Annotated in this window: 1 protein-coding gene; it reads right to left on the bottom strand. The window is 42.3% G+C overall.

Going from position 1 to position 1003, the window contains the following annotated elements; all coding sequences use genetic code 11:
- On the bottom strand, positions 1–743 hold a 743-nt coding region (locus Q0277_RS08135; RefSeq protein WP_297997140.1), incomplete at its 3' end, for a zinc-binding alcohol dehydrogenase.
- Positions 744–1003: the final 260 nt, after the last annotated feature.

Below are 1003 nucleotides of genomic sequence, written 5' to 3'. Positions count from 1 at the left end.
CTGCTCGTAGCAGCGGTAAATAGCACTCCGTCGGCGCCGTATCCGCCGCTCCAAGACGAAACGATGTCTAACAAATTTTCCTTTGAGGGATTGATAGTTAGCTCGGCGCCGTATTCCTTTGCTATCTGCAAGCGTCTATCATCAAAATCGCTAACTGCGACCCTCACGCCTGAAATTTTAAGCATCTGCACCGCGAGAAGCCCCAAAATCCCCGCGCCGACCACTACGCAGGTCTCGCCCAACCTTAGATCGATCCGCCTAACGCCTTGCATCGCTATGCCGCCGAGCGTCACGGTGCAAGCCCACTCAAAGTCCATATCCTGCGGCATTTTCATAACTAAATTTTTAGGTACGTCTACGTATTCTGCGTGGTTTGCAAGTCCTGCACCAGCTGCAGCGACGCGTTCACCAATTTCAAAATTTGAAACACCCTCTCCGACCGCTATGACGACGCCGCTAAGCGAATAGCCGGTCGGGCTTCCGCTATCAAGCTTGCCCTTTACCTTAGCATAGGCGTTTGCGATGCCGTCTGATTTTATCATATTGATAACTTTTTTTACGTTCTCTGGCTGCTCCAAGGCCCTTCTGATCAGGCTCTTTCCACTATTTGATACGCCGCTTATCTCGGTGCCCGCCGATATACAGCTATTTACTACTTTTATAAGAACACACCCCTTTGAAACGCTTGGAGCAGGGATCTGTTCTGCTAAAACTTTACCTTTTTTAACTATTGCTTGTATCATTTTAAAAATCTCCTCTCATTGATATAATTATCTATATAATAGATTGCAAAAATTACACTAAATGATATAAATCCTATTAGATAATTTATAGAAGGTATGACCAAAAATCCAAAAATAGAATTAAAGCATAATGCGCATAAACACGGAATAAGAAATTCTTTCTTCTTTTTATTTAACGAGGCACAAAAACAATAAAATCCGATATTTGAAAAAATCAAAAAATATAAAAATAAAAAAAGTAAAACCTATGACGAAACTAA

The sequence above is a fragment of the uncultured Campylobacter sp. genome, from assembly GCF_938030815.1.
GTDB lineage: Bacteria > Campylobacterota > Campylobacteria > Campylobacterales > Campylobacteraceae > Campylobacter_B.
The sequence above is the reverse complement of the archived record's forward strand: the minus strand, read 5'-3'. Positions and strand labels throughout refer to the sequence as shown.